General features: G+C 70.9%; 16 protein-coding genes and 1 pseudogene. 10 read left to right on the top strand and 7 right to left on the bottom strand.

The annotated features are described in order from the left end of the window. Positions 1-40 precede the first annotated feature (40 nt). From HNR07_RS25615 to HNR07_RS25635, 5 genes and pseudogenes are all read left to right on the top strand, one after another. Entirely contained in the window at positions 41-679 is a 639-nt protein-coding gene (locus HNR07_RS25615) for a DsbA family oxidoreductase (protein WP_184367144.1), read from the top strand. A 77-nt stretch (positions 680-756) separates the two neighbouring features. Then, the gene (locus tag HNR07_RS25620; protein WP_184367146.1) at positions 757-1,617 is read left to right on the top strand and encodes an LLM class flavin-dependent oxidoreductase; all 861 of its coding nucleotides are present in this window, start codon (positions 757-759) and stop codon (positions 1,615-1,617) included. Positions 1,618-1,767: 150 nt separating this feature from the next. Continuing rightward, a pseudogene (locus HNR07_RS25625) lies at positions 1,768-1,986 on the top strand (beta-ketoacyl synthase N-terminal-like domain-containing protein); the annotation flags it as partial. A 14-nt stretch (positions 1,987-2,000) separates the two neighbouring features. Next, positions 2,001-2,819 (top strand): MBL fold metallo-hydrolase, encoded by an 819-nt coding sequence (locus tag HNR07_RS25630; protein ID WP_312893976.1) that lies wholly within the window; start codon positions 2,001-2,003, stop codon positions 2,817-2,819. 83 nt (positions 2,820-2,902) lie between these two features. Continuing rightward, on the top strand, positions 2,903-4,183 hold the full coding sequence (locus HNR07_RS25635; RefSeq protein WP_184367150.1) for a D-arabinono-1,4-lactone oxidase: 1,281 nt from the start codon (positions 2,903-2,905) through the stop codon (positions 4,181-4,183). A 15-nt stretch (positions 4,184-4,198) separates the two neighbouring features. Here HNR07_RS25635 and HNR07_RS25640 read toward each other — a convergent pair whose 3' ends face one another. After that, a complete protein-coding gene (locus tag HNR07_RS25640; RefSeq protein ID WP_312893977.1) occupies positions 4,199-4,636 on the bottom strand; it encodes a PP2C family protein-serine/threonine phosphatase in 438 nt (145 codons plus the stop codon). Between the two features lie 160 nt (positions 4,637-4,796). Further along, positions 4,797-7,223, bottom strand: a complete 2,427-nt coding sequence (locus HNR07_RS25645; RefSeq protein ID WP_312893978.1) for a helicase-related protein — start codon at positions 7,221-7,223, stop codon at positions 4,797-4,799. 140 nt (positions 7,224-7,363) lie between these two features. On the opposite strand from HNR07_RS25645, the gene HNR07_RS25650 reads away from it, so the two are divergent. Together HNR07_RS25650 and HNR07_RS25655 are read left to right on the top strand one after the other, a co-directional pair. Beyond that, positions 7,364-8,797: an NF041680 family putative transposase gene (locus HNR07_RS25650; protein ID WP_184360963.1), complete on the top strand. Its 1,434-nt coding sequence runs from the start codon at positions 7,364-7,366 to the stop codon at positions 8,795-8,797. Positions 8,798-8,819: 22 nt separating this feature from the next. Beyond that, positions 8,820-9,614: a VOC family protein gene (locus HNR07_RS25655; protein ID WP_184367152.1), complete on the top strand. Its 795-nt coding sequence runs from the start codon at positions 8,820-8,822 to the stop codon at positions 9,612-9,614. A gap of 96 nt (positions 9,615-9,710) precedes the next feature. Here the strand turns inward: HNR07_RS25655 and HNR07_RS25660 are convergent, their stop codons facing one another. The 5 genes from HNR07_RS25660 to HNR07_RS25680 form a co-directional block, all read right to left on the bottom strand. Next, entirely contained in the window at positions 9,711-11,282 is a 1,572-nt protein-coding gene (locus HNR07_RS25660; protein ID WP_184367154.1) for a long-chain-fatty-acid--CoA ligase, read from the bottom strand. A 90-nt stretch (positions 11,283-11,372) separates the two neighbouring features. Beyond that, positions 11,373-12,284 carry an amidohydrolase family protein gene (locus HNR07_RS25665; RefSeq protein WP_312893979.1) on the bottom strand — a complete coding sequence of 304 codons (912 nt, stop codon included), beginning with the start codon at positions 12,282-12,284 and terminating at the stop codon, positions 11,373-11,375. Between the two features lie 108 nt (positions 12,285-12,392). Further along, positions 12,393-13,058, bottom strand: a complete 666-nt coding sequence (locus HNR07_RS25670; RefSeq protein ID WP_184367158.1) for a hypothetical protein — start codon at positions 13,056-13,058, stop codon at positions 12,393-12,395. Between the two features lie 128 nt (positions 13,059-13,186). Further along, positions 13,187-14,026 (bottom strand): DMT family transporter, encoded by an 840-nt coding sequence (locus HNR07_RS25675; protein WP_184367160.1) that lies wholly within the window; start codon positions 14,024-14,026, stop codon positions 13,187-13,189. Positions 14,027-14,201: 175 nt separating this feature from the next. Further along, positions 14,202-14,690 carry an Lrp/AsnC family transcriptional regulator gene (locus HNR07_RS25680; protein ID WP_184367162.1) on the bottom strand — a complete coding sequence of 163 codons (489 nt, stop codon included), beginning with the start codon at positions 14,688-14,690 and terminating at the stop codon, positions 14,202-14,204. 188 nt (positions 14,691-14,878) lie between these two features. Between HNR07_RS25680 and HNR07_RS25685 the strand changes: the two genes are divergently transcribed. From HNR07_RS25685 to HNR07_RS25695, 3 genes are all read left to right on the top strand, one after another. Beyond that, on the top strand, positions 14,879-16,153 hold the full coding sequence (locus HNR07_RS25685) for an MFS transporter (RefSeq protein WP_184367164.1): 1,275 nt from the start codon (positions 14,879-14,881) through the stop codon (positions 16,151-16,153). 88 nt (positions 16,154-16,241) lie between these two features. Then, positions 16,242-16,961 carry a TetR/AcrR family transcriptional regulator gene (locus tag HNR07_RS25690; RefSeq protein ID WP_184367166.1) on the top strand — a complete coding sequence of 240 codons (720 nt, stop codon included), beginning with the start codon at positions 16,242-16,244 and terminating at the stop codon, positions 16,959-16,961. 103 nt (positions 16,962-17,064) lie between these two features. Continuing rightward, positions 17,065-17,865: a siderophore-interacting protein gene (locus tag HNR07_RS25695; RefSeq protein WP_246420499.1), complete on the top strand. Its 801-nt coding sequence runs from the start codon at positions 17,065-17,067 to the stop codon at positions 17,863-17,865. The last annotated feature ends 331 nt before the right edge of the window (positions 17,866-18,196 follow it).

Raw genomic sequence — 18,196 nt, forward strand, 5'->3', positions numbered from 1 at the left:
CAGAACCGAATCCGTGACGAACGAACGAGGAGACCGCCCCATGCGTATCGACATCTGGTCAGACGTCATCTGCCCCTGGTGCTATATCGGCAAGCGCCGCCTGGAAACCGCCCTCGCCGACTTCGACCGCGCCGACCAGGTCACCGTTGTCTGGCGGGCCTTCCAGCTCGACCCGACGCTCTCCGACCAGGTCGGGCCCAGCGCGATCGAGGTCATGGCGGGCCCCGGGGGAGACCATTCCCACGTGCGGGCGCGGTTCGCGGAGATCTCCAGGATCGGCGCGGCCGACGGCCTGGAACTGCGGCTGGGCTCCGCGTACCCGGTCAACACGTTCGACGCGCACCGCGTCTCCGCCTGGGCCCGCGAACTGGGCAGGCAGGACGCGATCGTCGAGGCCCTCCTGAACGGCTACCACACGCGCAACCTCAACATCGCCGACCACGCCGTGCTCGCCGACCTCGCCGCCGAGGCAGGGCTGGACCGCGGTCAGGCCCTGGAGGTCCTGGACGGGGACCAGTACGCCGACGACGTGCGCACCGACCTCGCCGAGGCCAGGTCCATCGGCGCCCGGGGCGTGCCGACCTTCGCCCTGAACGGACGCAAGTTCCAGCACGGGCCGCCCGAGGCGGCCTCGCTGGTGCGGCTGCTGCGGGCCACCGCGTCCGCCGCCACCGCGTGACCCTTCCCCCCTACCCCCGAACGCGGTACCCCGCAACGGGTCCTTCCCGAACCAACACGTCAAGGAGACGAACACACATGGACATCGGCATCGGACTTCCAGGCCACATCCGCGGAGGTATCGACGGCACGACCGTGGTCGAGTGGGCGCGAAGGGCCGAGAACCGCGGCTTCAGCACGCTCGCCGTCAGCGACCGCGTCGTCTACACGACCCCCGAGCCGCTGGTCACCCTGGCCGCCGCCGCCGGCGCCACCCGCGAGATCAGGCTGGCCACCGGGGTCCTCCTGGGCCCGCTGAGGACCAACCACACCCTGTTCGCCAAGCAGACCGCCACCCTGGACCGCATAGCGGGCCCGGGGCGGCTCCGGCTGGGTCTCGCCCCGGGGCTGCGCGAGGACGACTTCGAGCTGACCGGGGTGGACTTCGGGGCCCGCGGCCGGGACCTCGACGGCCAGCTCCGCCGGATGAAGGAGGTGTGGGGCGGCGACACCCAGATCGGACCGGCCCCCGCCACCCCCGGCGGTCCGGAACTGATGTTCGGCGGTATGTCCGCGGCGACGCTCCGGCGGATCCGCGAGTTCGGCGGCGGCTGGGTCATCGGGGACTGCACGGCCGACGAGTTCACGGAGTTCGCCGTCCCGGCGCGGCAGGCCTGGACGGAAGCCGGGCACCCGGGCGAGCTGCCGACCTCGGCGGCCGTGATGTTCGCGCTCGGGCCCGACGCGAAGACCGTCGTGGACGAGGAGATCCGCCCCTACTACGCCTTCATCGGCGAGGAGTGGCTCCAGTACGCCATCGACGGCGCCTACACGGCGGAGGACGACATCCGCAAGGCGGTCGCCGCCTTTGAGGCGGCCGGCTGCCACGAGCTCATCTTCACTGGCAACAGCGCCGATCCGGAGCAGGTAGACCTGCTCGCCGACGCGGTCGGCCTCTGAGGAACAGCAGGTAGACCCGGCTCATCCCTCCCCCTCCGATCGTCCGCGAACACCTTTTGAGGCTGTCTCAAGCGGGTCCGACCACAGTGAGGGTCATCAGCTCGCACCGGAGGCCGAAAAGACGGCCTGGCGTGGAGGGGGAGGGATCTGATGAACCGTCGTGTCGTGATCACCGGGGTCGGTGTCCGAGCACCGGGCGGGGTGGGAAGGAAGGAGTTCTGGGAGCTCCTCATGACGGTCCGGACGGCGACGCGCCGTATCTCGTTCTTCGACCCAGAACCGTTCCGGTCCCAGGTCGCGGGCGAATGCGACTTCGACCCGGCGGCCGAAGGGCTCACCCCCCGGCAGATCAGACGGATGGACCGGGCCACAGCAACTCCGGGGTGATCGTCTTCGACGGCGGTGCCGTGGTCGTCGACACCGCCGCCACCGAACGGCGGGCGAAGGACCTGCGCCGGGCGGTGGACGCGCTCGCGCCCGGGCCGCGCAGGATCGTCGTCAACACGCACCACCACGGCGACCACGTCTTCGGAAACTCCGTCTTCGGTGACTCCGCCGAGGTGATCGCCCACGAGCGGGCGGTGGCGGAGATCGAGGAGACCGGGTTGGCACTGACCCGGCTGTGGCCGGACGTCGACTGGGGCGACATTCCCCTGGTGACTCACACGATGACCTTCACCGACCGCCTCGACCTGCGGCTCGGGGACCGCGTCGCGGAACTGCACTACGTGGGTCCGGCCCACACCACCAACGACGTCGTCGTGTGGCTGCCCGACGAACGGGTCCTCTTCACGGGTGACACCGTACTCAGCGGGTGCACCCCCTTCACCCTGATGGGGTCCGTCAGCGGAACCCTGGAAGCGATGGAACGGCTGCGCGGGTTCGACGCCCGGGTACTCGTGTGCGGGCACGGGCCGGTCTGCGGGCCCGAGGCGATCGAGCTGACGATCGAGTACACCCACTGGCTCCGCGACCTGGCGGAGAAGGGGCGTCGGAGGGGGCGGACCCCGTTGGAGACGGCGTTCGAGGCGGACCCGGGACCCTACGCCGAGCTCATCGACCCGGAACGGATCGTCGGAAACCTGCATCGCGCCTACGCCGAACTGGACGGAGCCGAACCGGGCGCGCCCCTGGACGTGCTCGCCGCCTTCGAGGAGATGGTCGAGTTCAACGGCGGAGAGCGACCCGCCTGCCTGGCCTGACAGCGCCACGCCCGTAGGCTTGGGTGCCCCCTGCCCCCTGCCCCCTGCCCCCTGCCCCCTGCCCCCTGCCCGGGAGACCCTCCATGTCTGCCTCGTCCGTACCCTCCTCCGTTGCCCCCTCATCCGGACCGGTCCGCAACTGGGCCGGGAACCTCACCTACGCCAGCCCCCGGATCCACCGGCCCGCCAGTCTCGACCGACTCCGCGCCCTGGTGCGGGACAGCCCTCGGATCAGGGCGCTGGGCAGCGGTCACTCCTTCAACGGGGTCGCGGACTCCACACACGACCTGGTCCGGTTGGACGCACTCCCGCAGGAGATCGAGGTCGATCCGTCGGCGTCCACCGTGACCGTCTCCGCGGGAACCCGGTACGCCGAGCTCGCCGCGGAACTGCACCGGCGGGGTTTCGCCCTGGGCAATCTGGCCTCGCTGCCGCACATCTCGGTGGCCGGGTCCTGTGCCACCGGGACCCACGGTTCAGGGGACGCCCAACCCTGTCTGGCCGCCGCGGTGCGGGGGATCGAGCGGGTCGGTCCGGACGGGGAAGCGGCCTGGCTGCGCCGTGGCGACGAGGTCTTTCCCGGGGCGGTGGTGGCGCTCGGCGCCCTTGGCGTGGTCACGCGGCTCACGCTGGAGATCGAACCCGCCTTCCAGGTGTCACAGCGGGTCCGGCTCGACGTCCCGCTGGACGAGGTGGCGGACCGCTTCGACGCGGTCTTCGGCTCCGCGTACAGCGTCAGCCTGTTCACCGACTGGGAAGCGGACACCGGGCGCGTCTGGCTCAAGCACCGCGAGGGCGACCCCGAAGGCGATTGGGCCGGGGGACACGCGGCGACCGGCCCCGAACACCCGGTCCCCGGGGCGCCGACCGATCCTGCCACTGAGCAGTTGGGCCTGGCGGGCCCCTGGTTCGAGCGGTTGCCGCACTTTCGGCCCGAGTTCCAACCGAGCGCGGGGCAGGAGCTCCAGTCCGAGCTCTACCTGCCGCGCGCGGCCGTTCCGGAGGCCTTCGCGGCGCTGCGCGGGATCGGCTCCCTGATCGCCCCCGTGCTGCACGTCTCCGAGGTGCGCACGGTCCGCGCCGACGACATGTGGCTCAGCCCCTCCTACGGTCGGGACTCGGTGACCTTCCACTTCACCTGGCTGCCGGACCCGGAGGCGGTTGCCCCGGTACTCGCGGCGGTGGAGGAACGCCTCGCCCCACTGGGCGCCCGACCGCACTGGGGCAAGCTCTCCACGCTGCCCCCGGAGGAGGTCATGGCCTCCTACCCGCGTGCCGCCGACTTCGCCGGTCTGCTGGAACGGATCGACCCCGAGGGCAAGTTCCGCAACCCGTTCGTCGACGCCCTCTTCCCGCGAACCTGAACCGCAGGCACGTCTTCAGGGTCCGTGCCACTCCACGAACAGCACCGTGGCGTCGTCCTGGAGGGCACCGCCGTGGTAGTCGAGGATGCTGTGGATCAGGCGGCGCAGGGCCTCCGGGACGGGCAGGCCCTCCGCGTCGTGGCGGACGATGAAGTTCACGAACCGGTCCAGGCCGAACTCGTCGCCTCCCGGGCCGTGCGTCTCGGTGATCCCGTAGGTGAACAGCACCAGGCGGTCACCCGGGTGGAGCTGTTCCTCGCTCACGGTCGCGCCCGGGCCCAGGTCGACACCGAGCGGGGAGCCCGGCTGGCAGACGGGGAGGTCGACCAGGCGTCCGTCGCGAATCCGTACCGGCGGGTGGCGGCCGTGGCTGACCCACTTCAGGCGCCCGGTCCTCAGATTCAGGTCGGCGATGAGCGCGGTGACGTATCGGGTGGTGCCCAGGTGTTCCACCAGGGTTGAGGTACTGGGTGAAGGTCACGTCGTGCGGGTCGGTGACGTCGTAGACCACCACCCCGCCGACCCGCTCCAGCCCGGTGAACGCGTAGGTGCGGCCGTCCACCTGGCCCAGCACCACGTCCCCGGCCGCGCGGCCCTGAGCGGTTCCGCCGGCTCACTCCCAGACCAGCCGGCGGGCCGTGGTGACCTCGATCGGAGAGCTGCCGAAGTGCGCGGCGACCAGGGACCGGCCCTCCTCGGTGCGGCTGTGCACTACCTCGCCCCGGGACACCCACCGCTGCCACGCCTTCTCGAAGGCGAGCGCGCCCTTCCTGTTGCGGGCCAGGACCGACGGCACCGCGTGGAAGACCGGCACGGTCGGGTCCGCGGGGGCGCCCCGGACGGGCGCGCCCGGGACCTGGCCCCCGTCCGCGGAGGGTTCCGGCACGGTGAGGACGTGCCGGGGGATCAGATAGCGCGGGTCGCCCACCAGCGGGCCCAGGGTCTCGTCCAGGGACTCGGTGAACAGCTCCGCCGATTCCGGGTCGGCGAGCGTGAACCGGTACACGCCGTCGGTGTCCACGTGGACGCGCACCCCCTCGGCGCCGCTGGCCGAGTGCCCCGCCCAGCGCAGCGCGTCGGCCACCGCGCACGCGTAGCGGGAGGTCTCCACCGGTCTGCCGGCCAGGGAACGGATCCGCTCCGCCTCCCGCCGCTTCACCAGGATCTCCTGACGTACCCGACGGGTGTCGAACCACCAGTGGACCAGCGCCGCCAGCCCGAACCCCGCGGCCGCGGCGAGCATCCCGGGCACGAACGGGGCCAGGACCAGGCAGAGGGCCGTGACCGCGCCGAAGACCACCGTGGGCAGCAGCTTCCGGACGGGCGGGGTGCCGTCGGGCTCGGGCCAGATCACCTGGTCACCCACCAGAACCTCGGGCGGTTCGGGCCGTGCCACGTCCCGGCCCGCCTCGGCGGCCCGCGCCGCCGCCTCCGCCGGAACAGCGCGGCTCCCGTACACCCGGAGCGTGGGCAGCAGCGTGTCCTCGTACCCCGAACCCAGCCGCCACCGCTCCCGGGTGCCCGCCCGGTCGGCCGCGCGGGCCAGCATGCGGGTGTTCACGGCCCTCGGGTCGGTGGGCGGCTCGTACGGCGACAGCTCCGGGTCCACGTGCGCGACCCCGCTCATCACCTCGCCGTCGGCGCTCACCCCGAGGTACCCCTCGTGTTTGCGCACGAACCGGCTCCAGTCGGCCGCCCCGCGCGGGTGCTCACGGCTCACGCACACGACCGTCCAGGTGTGCGCCGTCTTCTCCGGCCACTCCGGGTCCAGCCGCAGCGCACGCCCCCGGCTCTGCACCACCGCGGTGGGGGTGGTGGCGGTGGTCAGGTCCACCACCGTGTTCACCCCGCGCGCGTCCCAGCCCTCACCGAGCAGCGCCCGGGTGCCCACCAGCACCTGGCAGCGGCCGGACTCCAGGAACCGCGTCACCACACCCACCCAGGTACGCGAGGTCCAGCCGCCCTCCACCACGTGCAGGCCGTCCACCTCACGCACGGACAGCTGCACCCCGGGCAGTTCCGCGCGGGCGAACTCCAGGAAGGCCGCGCTGGTTCCCGGCCCGGTCGCCACGGTCCGGCCGGTGACCAGCAGCGGGTCCAGTACCGAGGTGCGCGGATCGGTGGCGAGCTGGTGCACCTGGAGCCAGGCCGAACCGGCGTCGTCGCGGAGTACGCCGCGCAGCGCGGCGGGCGCTCGGGCGGAGGCGCGTTCGTGGTCGCACAGCACGAGGGCGCGCAGCCGGGGGCCGACCGCGTCCTTCTCGGCGGCGATGATCTCCACGGTGGCCAGGGACTTCGCGGCGCTGCGGGCCAGCACCCGGTCCACGGGGGAGGCGCCGCGGCGGATGCCGTTGTGGGTCAGGTGGTAGCCCACGGACGGCAGCGCGGAGCGGATGCGCTGGCGCGCCGCCTTGTCGCGCTCGGAATCGGGGTCCAGGCAGTTCTTGGCGTAGTCGCCGATCAGCGCCGTCCAGTCCTCGGCCTGCGGCGGGTGCCGGTGCCGCTCGTGGACCCGGGCGCCGTCGGGCAGCGCGATCAGTCCCTGATGGTGCAGGCGGAGCACGGCGTCGGTGAGTTCGGGGGACTGTGCGGCCAGCGCGGCCCAGCCGACCAGGCCGCCCTCCCGTGCGTCCCGGGAGACGAAGCGCGCGTCCAGCCAGGGCAGGAAGTCGGTGGTCGCGAACCCGGGGGCGAGCAGATCCGTGCACATCGCCGTGAACCTCGACCCCTGCCCGGCCAGGTACTCGTGTTCGGTCAGGGTGGGTTCGGTGACGTGCACGAGCTCGGCGAAGGGGGCCAGGTACCCGTCCCGGACCAGCGCGGGGATGGACGCCCCGGTGACGGGCGGGCCGAAGAGCCGGTCGACCAGGTCCTTCTCGGCGGTGGTGAGGCTTGCGGCGGGGGTCCCGGTCAGCCCGATCACGTGGGCGTCGGGGATCTCGTCCAGGATCTCGGCGAGCAGGCGCCCCCACACCTGGAGGAGGTGGTGGCACTCGTCGAGCAGGAGCGTGAGCGGACCGGCGTTGTGCAGCGCGTCCACTAGCTTGGCGTTTAACCTCGAGCCCGTGACCGGATACCGTCCCGGTCACGGGCTTCGTTGTTTCCCGGACAGCACAACGGCCTTCGCGTGATCATGTGCTTCAACCACGAACACACCTGATCACAACGAAGGCCGTCACCATGAGTCTGCTGCACCAGCACACCCCTGTCGAGCCACTGTCGACATTGGCCCGATTCCGCTCCCAGTTCCACGCCTGCCTGACCACACGTGCTGACGCCCTCTTCGAGGTCTGCGAAGCCCTGGTCAGCACCCCGACCCCCGTGCGCCACCTGGCACAACTCTCCCTGGAGCCCGAACACCACCGCGGCCACGGCTCGGCCTACGCCGCCCTGGCCCACGGAAGCATCGACACCACCCAACTGCGATCGATCCTGGCCTCGCTGCCCCTGCCCCGCTTCCACGGGCGCATCGTGTTGGCCTGCGATGTCTCCCCCTGGCTGCGCCCGGACGCCTGGACCAGCCCTGACCGGGCCTGGTGCCACACCTACGGGCGCGGCACCGGCCAGGCCGAGATGGTCCCGGGCTGGCCCTACTCCATGATCGTCGCACTGGAAGAGGGCTCCACCTCCTGGACCGCGCCCCTGGACCTGCGCCGCCTGCACAGTGACGAGGACCCCACCACCGTCACCGCCCACCAAGTCCGCCAGCTGATCGCCCGATTGATCAGGGCTGAACACCACCAGCAGGGCGATCCCGACATTGTGGTGGTGGTTGACGCGGGCTATGACAGTCCTCGTCTGGCCTATCTGCTCGCTGATCTGCCCGTTCAGGTGGTGGGCCGGTTGCCCTCCAACCGGGTGCTCTACGGCCCAGCCGAGCACCGACCGATCTCAGCCAACGGGCGCCCGCCCAAACACGGGGCTGCCCTACGGATGGCCGCCCCCGATACCTGGCCCGAGCCGGAGACGGTGACCACCGCTGCCACCCGCCGCTACGGCAGTGCCACCGCGCGCTCCTGGGATCGGATGCATCCCCGGCTGACCCACCGCTCAGCCTGGGCCGAGCACCCCGGTGAGCTACCGGTGATCGAGGGCACCCTGGTGTTGTTGCAGGTGCAGGCTTTGCCCTCGCGGCGCGATCCCAAACCGTTGTGGTTGTGGTCCTCAGCCACCGGCATGCGCTCAGAGCAGGTCAGTCAGATGTGGTGGGCTTATTTGCGCCGGTTCGACATCGAGCACACCTTCCGCTTCCTCAAACAGTCGTTGGGGTGGAACGCACCCCGGCTACGGGACCCGCGATCGGCGGACCGGTGGTCCTGGCTGGTCGTGGTGGCCTATACCCAGCTACGTCTGGCCCGGTTGTTGGCGCGTCAGGTCAGATTGCCCTGGCATCGGCTGGTGGAAGCGGACCGGATGAGTCCGGCGCGGGTGCGTCGGGGGTTTCGGTACATTCGCGCTGACCTGCCGGTGTGTGTGGGTGCACCGAAATCCTGCGGGCCTGGTCCGGGGCGTCCGGTGGGGAGCCAGAACAAGCGTCCAGCTCCCCGATACGGGGTTCCCAAGAAGAACAAAACGGGCACTACGGGGCACCCCGGAGCCAAGCAAGCAGGTTAAACGCCAAGCTAGGGGAGGCAGCATGATCACCACCGACTACGTGATCGGTTCGCCCTGTTGGGTCGAGCTGACCACTTCTGACGTGGACCGGGCGCTCGAGTTCTACGGGGAGGTGTTCGGTTGGACGGCCGAGTCGGCCGGACCGGAGACCGGCGGTTACATGAAGCTCCTGTCCGACGGGGCGCTGATCGGCGGCCTCGGGCCGAAGACGTCCGAGGACGATCCGGTGTCCTGGTCGATCTACTACAACACCCCTGACCTGGACATGTCGTTCCAGCGGGCCCGGGAACTGGGTGCCACGGCCCTGGTGGGGCCCATGGACGTCATGGGCCTGGGCCGGATGGCCCACCTGAGCGACCCGCAGGGCGGGACGGTCGCGCTCTGGGAAGCCGGGACGCTGCCCGGGATGGAACGGACCGACGAGCCCGGCACCTTCATGTGGGCCGAACTGTGGACTCCCTCAGCACAGGGCGCCCGGGCTTTCTACGGCGGGTTGTTCGGCTGGGAGTTCGAGGACGTCGACCTGCCCGGAGGGCAGGGCAGGTACTCCACGATCCGACCGGCGGGGCTGGGGGACGACCGCTACTTCGGCGGGATCATGGGCATGGACCCGGCCGACCTCCCGCAGACCGGGGGCCGGGCCGACTGGCACCCGGTCTTCCATGTCACCGACTGCGACGCCGCCGTCGCCGGGGTCCGAAAGGCCGGCGGCCGGGTGCTCATGGGACCGGAGGACGCCCCGGGCGTGGGGCGGCTGGCGGCCTGCTCCGATTCGCTCTCCGCTGGCTTCGTCCTGCTCACCCCGAACCCCGGCTAGCCGGGCGCCCTTCTGGATCCGCTCCGTCCCCGACCCGCTGCCCCGTCCCGCGCATGGCCGCAGGACGGGGACGGTGCGCCCGGGTCGCCTTCGGGGCTACTGGCGGGAAACGGCGGAGGCGCCGCCGCGCAGCACGAACTTCTGGATCTTGCCGGTGGCGGTCTTGGGCAGCTGATCCACGAACTCCACCTGGGTGGGCGCCTTGAAGTGCGCGAGGTTGTCGCGGGCGAAGGCGATGATCTCCGCCTCCGTCGCCGTCGCTCCCTCGCGCAGCACGACGGAGGCGCGCGGGGTCTCGCCCCAGCGCTCGTGCGCAACCCCCACGATCGCCACCTCCAGCACCGCCGGGTGCCGCAGCAGGACGCCCTCCACCTCCACCGAGGAGATGTTCTCCCCGCCGGAGATGATCACGTCCTTGAGCCGGTCCTGGATCTCCACGTAACCGTCCGGGTGGGTGACGGCGGCGTCGCCGGTGCGGAACCAGCCGTCGCCCATCGCCCGCTCGGTGGCTTCGGGGTCGTTGTAGTAGCCCTTCATCACCACGTTGCCGCGCACGGTGATCTGGCCGACCGTCCTGCCGTCCCAGGGCACCTCGGCGCCGGACTCGTCGACCACCCGCAGCTCACCGGAGGTGATCAGCTCGACGCCCTGGCGGGCCTTGACCGCGCCGCGTTCGCGCACGGACAGTTCCCGGTGCTCGGGCAGGGGCTCGCACACGGTGATGAACGGGGTGGTCTCGGTCAGGCCGTACACGTGGGTGACGGTCCAGCCGAAGTCCTCCTCCAGCCGCTCGATGGTCTCGGCGGCGGGCGAGGCCCCGGCGGTCACCACGTGCACCCCCGGCGGGACCGCCCCGCGGACGTCCGCGGGGGTGTTGGAGAGCATGATCAGCACCGTGGGCGCGGCGCACAGCCAGCTGACCTCCTCGGTGCGGATCAGCTCGAACACCCGTGCCGGGTCCATGGCGGGCAGGCACACGTGGGTGCCCCCGGCCGCGGTGACCGTCCACGTGTAGGTCCAGCCGTTGGCGTGGAACATCGGCAGGGTCCACAGGTACTTCTCGCCGAGCCCGACACGCAGGTGCAGCAGGGTGCCCACCGAGTTCATGTAGGCGTTGCGGTGGGTGATCATCACGCCCTTGGGGCGCGCGGTCGTCCCCGACGTGTAGTTGATGGTCAGCAGGTCCGTCTCCGCGATCTCCGGGCGCGTGAAGCCCGGGGTGGCCGAGGCGACCAGGGACTCGTAGTCCTCCCAGCCCTCCCGTGCGCCCTCCAGGGCGACGAACCTCTCCACGTCCGGCATCTGGTCGCGCACGCTGTCGACCGCGTCGAGCTGGTCGGCGTGCACGCACAGCACCCTGGCGCCGGAGTGGTTGACGATGTAGACGAAGTCGTCGGCGGTCAGCCGGAAGTTGACCGGCACGAGGACCGCGCCCAGTTGCGGGACCGCGTAGAAGGATTCGAGCTGGGCATGGGTGTTGGGTGCGATGTAGGCGACCCGGTCCCCCTGTTCGACGCCCATGCCCTGGAGCGCCGACGAGCAGCGGTCGCAGCGGTCGAAGAACTGCTCGTAGGTCAGCCGGAGCTCCCCGTCGACCACCGCCTCGCGGTGCGGGTGCAGTCGGCGGGTCCGGCGGGCGAACTCCAGGGGGGTCAGGGTGAGTTCCATCGTGCCCTCTCTGCTGTGACGTCGCTTCGCTGTGCTGGTTGTGGAGCTTGCCGCCGGCTATCCGGGTGACCGGGAACGCCGACAGGATGACTAGGGCGCTTCGGGTCCGGAACGCAGGTCGAACAGCCGCGCGGCGTTGTCGTGCAGGACCCCGCGCAGCCAGTCGTCGCCCAGGTCCAGTCGGACCAGGGACCGGATCTGCTCGTAGTAGGAGTACGGGATGTTCGGGAAGTCGGTACCCAGGAGCACGCGGTCGCCGAACTCCCGCAGCCGGGTGGACTCGGAGCGGGGGAAGGGGGAGCGCTGTTCGATGAACGGGGTGAACGCCATGGTGGTGTCCAGGTGGACGCGGTCGTACCGCTCGACCAGGTCCAGGAAGGGCGTGTACTCGGGTGCGCCCGCGTGGGCGATCACCGCGGTCAGCTCTGGGTGCTGGCGGAGCACCTCGGCGAAGGGTTCGGGGCCGGTGAAGTTCCCGGGGATCGGTCCGGAGGCGCAGTGCACGACCACCGGGGTCCCGGAGTCGGCGAGGGCTCCCCAGACGTCGGTGAGCAGGGGGTCGCGCGGGTCGTAGGCGCCGACCTGGAGGTGGGCCTTGAAGATCCTGGTGCCTGAGCCGATCGCCTCGGCCACGTAGTCCTTGGCCTCGGGCTCGGGGTAGAAGGTGGCGCTGCGCAGTGAGTCGGGGTGGTGGTGGGCGAACTCGGCGGCCCAGCCGTTGAGCCACGTGGCCATGGCCGGGCGGTGCGGGTAGGAGAGCGCGGTGAAGTTCAGGACCCCGAAGTCCCTCAGGGTGGCGACGCGCTCCTCCTGACTGAACCGGTAGGTGATGGGCCACACCCCCTCGCCGAGGGCGTCGAAGTAGGCCCACACCTTGCGCAGCATGTTGTCCGGCATGAAGTGCGTGTGCACGTCCACGAGACCGGGGAGTCCGAGACCGCTCCAGACGCGGCGGATCTCGGTGCTCTCGCCGGCCCCGGGAGGCGGTGAGAATCCAGTCACACCGGTCAGCCTACGGTCCATCCGAACCGCGCTCGGGGCCGGGTCCGGGCCAGGGGCCGGTACGGGGCGAGGGGCCGGAGCAGGTCGGTGCCGGAGGGCGGCGCGGGGTCAGGCGTTGGAGATCGAGGCGGCCCCGACGAGCATGGTGATGTCGAACTGCTGGTCGTCCCACTCGTCGGTGGGGCACGAGGAGCTGAGCACGAGTTCGGCGTCGTCGAGCCACAGCACACCGGCCCGGAGCGTGCGGTTCTCCTCGGAGTTGTCGAAGGTGGCGTGCTTGGTCTCGAACTCGAAGGTCTCCCCCGAGTCGGCCATGATCCGGTAGGGCGTCGCGGGCTGCTCGACCGGGGTGTTCCCGGTCCGCTCGGCGATGTTCTCCAGCAGGTGGTCGAGGGCTCCGACCGGCTCGTACCCGTCCTCGCGCGCCTGCTCGACCCCGGTGGTCTGGGCGAACAGCACGTCACACCCGGTGCCTTCCGAACTGGCGTGGTGCGTGTTGAGCTCGGGGTCGTACTCGAAGGACCAGCCGGTGGCGAACGACGGCGGGATCCAGTCCGGGTCGCCGTCGGAGACGGGCGCCGCGGGGTCTTCGGAGGCGGGCGGCTCGGGCGTTTCGGTGGGGCTCTCGGCGGGCTCCTCGACCGCCTCGCCGCCCCGGGCGGCCCCGGGGTCCGGCGGGCTGGCGTCCCGCACGAGCCCGCAGCCGGTGAGGAGCGTCCCGGCGGTGAGCGCGGCGAAGAGGGTCACGGGGGCGGTGTATCGCTTGTTCGTCATACTCGTTGGGACCCCCGCCCGGCGCCCCCGGTTACTGAGTAGGAGTACTCACTTCTGACCGGATCAGGCCCCGAAACCGCTCTGCCCCGGGCCTTGGCAGCTTAACGGGGCCGGTGGTGCGCGGGGGGTCACAGGGCCAGCAGGAGGACCCCGGAGACGACCACGGCCGAGGCGACGATCCGGACCGGACCGAAGCGCTCCCGGAAGAACACCAGCCCGATCAGCGCCGCGAAGACGATGCTCGTCTCCCGCAGCGCCGCGATCCCCGCGACCGCACCGGACAGCTGCGCCCACAGGACCAGGCCGTAGGCGCCCGCGCTGACCGCGCCGCCGAGCAGACCGACCCGCCAGACCGGCCTGAGCTGGTCGGCCAGCCTCCGCTTCCTGGTAGCCAGAGCCACCAGGAAGAACACGGGCCCCTGAAGGGTCATGATCCAGGTGATGTAACCCAGCGGATCCTGGGTCAGCCGGACGCCGTAGGCGTCCACCACGGTGTAGGAGGCGATCGCCAGCCCGGTCGCGAACGCGGCCAGGAGCGCGGGCGCGTGCTGGCGTCGGGGAAGACCGCCGGCGAACACCAGGACCATGAGCCCGGCCGAGATGACCAGGACCCCGGCCAGCTCCGCGGGAGGCAGGGTCTCGCCGAGCAGCACCACTCCGATCAGCGCGACCACCCAGGGCGCGGTTCCGCGTGCCAGCGGGTAGACCTGCCCGAAGTCCCCGGTCCGGTAGGACAGCATCAGCAGGGTCAGGTAGAGCAGGTGCGTGACCAGGGAGCCCAGCAGGATCGGCCAGGCCTCGGGCGGCGGCGTCCCGACCACGAACAGCAGTGGGAGGGCCGCGAGCATCCCGCCGAGGCCGATCAGCGCGAACCCGAGCAGCCGGTCGGTGATCGCGTGCGCGATGGCGTTCCACGCCGCGTGCAGCAGCGCCGCGACCAGCACTGCGACAACGATCGGTGTGGTCATTGGATGTCTCACGTAGGGAAAGGGGAACTCCGCAAGGCTAGTGCCCCCTGTCTCCCCTGACTCCGGGGCGGTACGCGAGGCGGTGACTGGTAGGCCCGGCGCCCGCACGAAGCGGTGCCGGAGCCCCCGGCGGACGTGGGCCCGTGGGGGCTCCGGCCCCCTGATCGCCGCCGGGTCAGTGGTGGCCGCGGTGGGCGCGGGCGTTGGTGGGCGCGATCCGGTGGTTGCGCAGGTGCTCGTAGACGATCGAGGCGCGCACGTCGGCGACCTCGGGGCGTTCGGTCAGCTTGTCCACCACGAAGGCGTACAGGCTGTTGTTGTCCGGCAGGGCCACGTGCACCAGGAAGTCCTCGTTCCCCGAGGTGACGAACACGGACAGGGTGTCCGGCAGGGCGCGGACCCAGTCGCGGAAGGCCTCGATGTTGTGCCGTGAGGGTTTCACGACGCTGACGGTGATGAGCGCCTGGACCGGGCGGCCGATGAGTTCGAGGTCCACGTCCAGGAGTGAGCCCCGAATCACACCCTTTTCGCGGAGCGCGCGGGTGCGATCCAGCGTGGTCGTGGGCGATGCGCCCACCGCCGCGGCCACATCCCGGTTGGTTTTTCGTGCGTCTGACTGCAGTTCGGCCAGAATCGCCGTATCTAGTTCGTCAAGATCAGCCATGTCCGGAGTTTACCCGTATTTAATACGGGTTGTTGAGTTTGACACCGGAACATGCGTAACATTTGAGCGAAAAGGTCGTATTTGGCACGCCAGGGGGAGAACCCTTCCTGGACGGCAACGTCGCCCGCCGGTCGGCCCCGCTCTGGTGCAACGCCGCACCGCCGCAACACAAAGGGACGTCCGTCACCGTGAGACCTTCCTCTGTCGCGGTCGTCACCGACCGATCGTCGGTACGCCCGGAACTACGGGGCCGCATCCTGGCCCTGGTCGCCATCGTCTGCGCGGCGCTCAACCTGCGCCTCGTCGTCACCTCCCTCTCCCCGCTGTTGACCACCGTGGGCGAGGAGTTCGGCTTCGCCGCCACCGTCGTCGGCGTCTTCGGCACCCTGCCGCTGGTCGCCTTCGCGATCTTCGGCCTGGTCACCCCCGCGATCATGCGCCGTCTGGGCCCCGAGGCCACGGCGGCGCTGAGCATGCTCCTGACCGGTGCGGGCCAGGTGCTGCGCGCCTTCGCCCCCGATACCGGAACCCTGCTGGTGCTGACCGGGGTCGCGCTCACCGGCGCCGCTCTGGGCAACGTGGTGCTGCCCCCGCTGATCAAGCAGTACTTCCCGGACCGGATCGCCGCCCTCAGCACGGTCCAGATGGTCGCCATCCATGTCGGCGCCCTCTTCCCGCCCCTGGTCGCGGTCCCCCTGGCCGAGGTCGCCGGGTGGCGCGCGGCTCTGGGCGCGTGGTCCTTCCTGGCACTGGCCGCGGCGGTGCTGTGGACCGTCCAGTGGCGCCGCCCCGGAACGGTCCCGCGTGCCGCAGTCCCCTCGGGCGGACCGGCCCTGGCCCGCCCGATCTGGCGGGTGGGCATGGCCTGGCGGATGGCGCTGCTGTTCGGCATGGTCACCTGGAACGTCTTCACGCTGTTCACCTGGCTGCCCGCGCTGCTCAACGACGCCGGGCACAGCGCCGCCATGGCCGGGAGCATGGTCTCCCTGATGGTCGGCACCAGCCTGCTGTTCGGCCTGGTCGCGCCCACCGTCACGCTGCGCGCGGCCAACACCTTCCCGATCGTCGCGCTCGGGTTGAGCGGCTACGGCATCGGCTACCTCGGCGTGGCCGCGGCCCCCGAGTACGCCCCGCTGTGGGTGCTCTTCCTCGGTATGGGCACCAGCCTGTTCGTGGTGGTCATGACCATGATCAACGCCCGCAGCGCCACCCCGCAGGGGGCCGCGGCCCTGTCCGGGTTCGTGCAGGGCGCGGGCAGCGGGATCGCGCTGGGCGGTCCGCTGCTGTTCGGCCTCTTCGGTGAGCTCACCGGCGGGTGGACCCTGTCCTACGTGCTGATCGCCGGCGGCTCACTGGTCGTGGCGGCCGTCGTCGCCTACGCCGAACGCACCCCGTGGACGATCGAGGCCGCCGCCCAGGGCCGCCACCCCGACCGCCGCGCCGACGAACTCCTGCACGACTGACCTCCTGCACGACTGATCCCCGACCGCCGCGCTGACGGACTCCGTCACGACTAGGCTCTGGTGCGGAACAGTCCGTGGAGGAGGGGCGATGACCGCACAGACCCGGCGCGAGCGGCAGCGGGCGGCGACCCTGGCTGAGGCCCGGACGACCGCTCGCCGCCTGCTCGTGGAGCGCGGTACCGCCGCGGTCACGGTGAACGCCGTCGCGCGCGAGATGGGGCTGAGCGGCCCCGCGCTGTACCGGTACTTCACCGGGCACGACGAGCTGGTCGAGGCGATGATCACCGACTTCTACCGGGAGCTGGGCGGGGCGGTCACCGCCGCCCGCGACCTGCACGCGGACGATTCGCCCGGGGACCGGCTGCTCGCGATGTGCCGGGCGCTGCGCGGTTGGGCCGTGGCGCACCCGGCCGAGTTCGAGTGGACCTTCGCCCGCCCGCTGCGGGAGTCGCGCGGGCACGTGCCGGACTCGCCCCGACTGGCCGCGGGGGTCGGGTTCGAGCGGGCCTTCCTCGGGGAGTTCGTCGAGCTCTGGGTACAGGCCCCCTACCCGGCGCCCGACCTCGCCGAGCTCGAACCCTCCCTGCGGAACCAGTTGGTCGCCTACTCGGAGCGGATCGACGGAGCCCTTCCGCCGGCGGCCGCCCACGTCTTCCTGACGACCTGGGTCCGGATCTACGGGCTGCTGTGCATGGAGGTCCTGCACCAGCTGGACTTCGCCTACACCGACGCCGGGCCGCTCTTCGAGGAGTACCTGCGCGGGGTCTGCGCGGATCTGGGCCTGGAGTACACGCCTCCGCGGGGCTGAACCCCCTCTGCCTCCTGCCTCCGATGAACCTTGACAGTCCCGTGCGCAGCATATTGAGTTAGAGGCTCTAACTAAAGTGAGAGCATCTATCTAGGAGTGTGTCATGTCGGATAAGGCGAACAAAGCAGACCAGGCTGTGCGGCGCAGGTCGGCCAACCCCCTGGTGAACCACTTCGGCCAGTACCGGTCCGAAGGGGTCGTCACCGAGGTCGGCGAGGTCACGCCCACCCTGCGGCGGATCCGGATCCGGTCCGAGGAACTGATCGAACGCGAGTACACGCCCGGGCAGCACGTTCGCGTCGAGATCCGCGACCCCCTCTCCCTCTACGGCATCGTCCGCCCCGGTGAGACCCTGCGGACCTACACGATTCGCGAACTCTCCCGGGAGCGGGGCGAGTTCGAGCTGTGGGCCCACCTCTACGAGGGGGAGGGCATCGGGCTGGAGTGGGCCCGCTCTGTCCGGTCCGGTGACCCGGTGCGCCTTTGGGGCCCTCAGGGGGAACCGGAACTGGAGCCGGAAGTGGAACGGGCGCCCTACCACCTGTTCGTCGGCGAGGAGACCGGTGCCTGCGCCTTCGAGCCCCTGCTGACCGAACTCGGGCCGAACACGCGCACCTTCGGGGTGCTGGAGAGCGACACCCCTGAGGACGAGGTGCCGGTCTCCGGCCTGGGGCAGGTCGTCCGTGTGCACCGGAACGGGGAGTCCGCCGCCTCGTCACCGCTACTGCCCGCCGCCGTCGCCGCGATGGAACTGCCGGACGAACCGGGGTTCGCCCTCGTCGCGGGTGAGGCCCGGACGGGGCAGGCGGTCCGCGCGCACCTGGTGAACGAGCGCGGGTGGCCCCGGGAGGCGGTTCGGGTCAAGGCCTTCTGGACCCCGGGGCGGAAGGGCCTGCATCACTGAGCAGGCAGGACACCTCGTCCGACCAGCCGGGGCCAGAGCTATCGGTCATCAGGTGCACGGTGCTTTGCGCGTGCATTTGAGGCCGATAGTGGCCAATTCGGCGGATGCTCGTCACATAGCTACTCAAAAGCTCGCTAACGCCTACAACACGCGCATAATGGCGACATGAGCAACCCACCCCCCCAAAGACCCTCCTTCGTGTTTCCCGTTTTCCCCATCTGACGCCCGAGACCCGCATGCACACCGCGACTGGGGCGACACGAACTTCGCCCGGAGCGGAGCCGCGGGCCATCCCGACTCCCTCGGGGGAACACGACGAGTGGTCGTACAA

The sequence above is a fragment of the Nocardiopsis metallicus genome, assembly GCF_014201115.1.
In the GTDB taxonomy this organism is placed as follows: Bacteria; Actinomycetota; Actinomycetes; order Streptosporangiales; family Streptosporangiaceae; genus Nocardiopsis; species Nocardiopsis metallicus.

Bases quoted from the DNA above. Each gene is read 5' to 3' on its own strand.
- HNR07_RS25690 (WP_184367166.1), top strand. From the start codon at position 16,242: ATGACCGCACAGACCCGGCGCGAGCGGCAGCGGGCGGCGACCCTGGCT.
- HNR07_RS25650 (WP_184360963.1), top strand. From the start codon at position 7,364: ATGAGTCTGCTGCACCAGCACACCCCTGTCGAGCCACTGTCGACATTG.
- HNR07_RS25660 (WP_184367154.1), bottom strand. From the start codon at position 11,282: ATGGAACTCACCCTGACCCCCCTGGAGTTCGCCCGCCGGACCCGCCGA.
- HNR07_RS25670 (WP_184367158.1), bottom strand. From the start codon at position 13,058: ATGACGAACAAGCGATACACCGCCCCCGTGACCCTCTTCGCCGCGCTC.
- HNR07_RS25675 (WP_184367160.1), bottom strand. From the start codon at position 14,026: ATGACCACACCGATCGTTGTCGCAGTGCTGGTCGCGGCGCTGCTGCAC.
- HNR07_RS25655 (WP_184367152.1), top strand. From the start codon at position 8,820: ATGATCACCACCGACTACGTGATCGGTTCGCCCTGTTGGGTCGAGCTG.
- HNR07_RS25620 (WP_184367146.1), top strand. From the start codon at position 757: ATGGACATCGGCATCGGACTTCCAGGCCACATCCGCGGAGGTATCGAC.
- HNR07_RS25695 (WP_246420499.1), top strand. From the start codon at position 17,065: ATGTCGGATAAGGCGAACAAAGCAGACCAGGCTGTGCGGCGCAGGTCG.
- HNR07_RS25680 (WP_184367162.1), bottom strand. From the start codon at position 14,690: ATGGCTGATCTTGACGAACTAGATACGGCGATTCTGGCCGAACTGCAG.
- HNR07_RS25615 (WP_184367144.1), top strand. From the start codon at position 41: ATGCGTATCGACATCTGGTCAGACGTCATCTGCCCCTGGTGCTATATC.
- HNR07_RS25635 (WP_184367150.1), top strand. From the start codon at position 2,903: ATGTCTGCCTCGTCCGTACCCTCCTCCGTTGCCCCCTCATCCGGACCG.